Genomic DNA, 518 nt, shown 5'->3' with positions numbered 1-518 from the left:
CCTGCACCAACTTTCGCCGGTACCGAGTCAAGTCGCGTAAATCCCGAATATGCTCCGGCGGTATCATACTTCCTTTAATCAAGCCGCACCGGTGCAAACTTGCCAACCATTGCGCATCCTTCATATCTGTCTTGCGTCCGGGCATGTTCTTCACATGACGGGCGTTAGCTACGACTAGTTCGCAGGTCGACTCCAATACATTCCAAATGGGCTTCCATAACACCCCAGTACTCTCCATAACGACTTCCTTGCATTCGTGGTCGGCCAACCAGTCCTGCAGTCTACATAATTCTTTGGTTGTGGTCCCAAATTCCGCAAAGACGGGAATTGGTTTTTTGTCCAGCGCTCCTTTGAACAAACAGGCTACAACTGTTTCCTGATGAACGTCCAGCCCACAACAATTTTCTCGTATGGCATCCATGATCTCAACCTGCTTTCTCGTCATCTGACAAATCATTGCACCCTCTTTAGTGAATCTTTATACTCGCACTCGGCGTACATTTGGCGGTTCTCGCAGG

1 protein-coding gene is annotated in these 518 nt (G+C 49.2%); it reads right to left on the bottom strand.

Features of this window, described 5'->3' with window-relative positions; all coding sequences use genetic code 11:
• A partial coding sequence (locus ACFQ3W_RS26080) for an IS110 family transposase (RefSeq protein ID WP_379322144.1) occupies window positions 1-445 on the bottom strand: 445 nt, incomplete at its 3' end.
• Between the last annotated feature and the right edge of the window lie 73 nt (window positions 446-518).

This window comes from Paenibacillus puldeungensis (assembly GCF_042678945.1).
Lineage (GTDB): Bacteria > Bacillota > Bacilli > Paenibacillales > Paenibacillaceae > Fontibacillus > Fontibacillus puldeungensis.
This window is presented reverse-complemented; position numbering and strand designations above follow the sequence as displayed.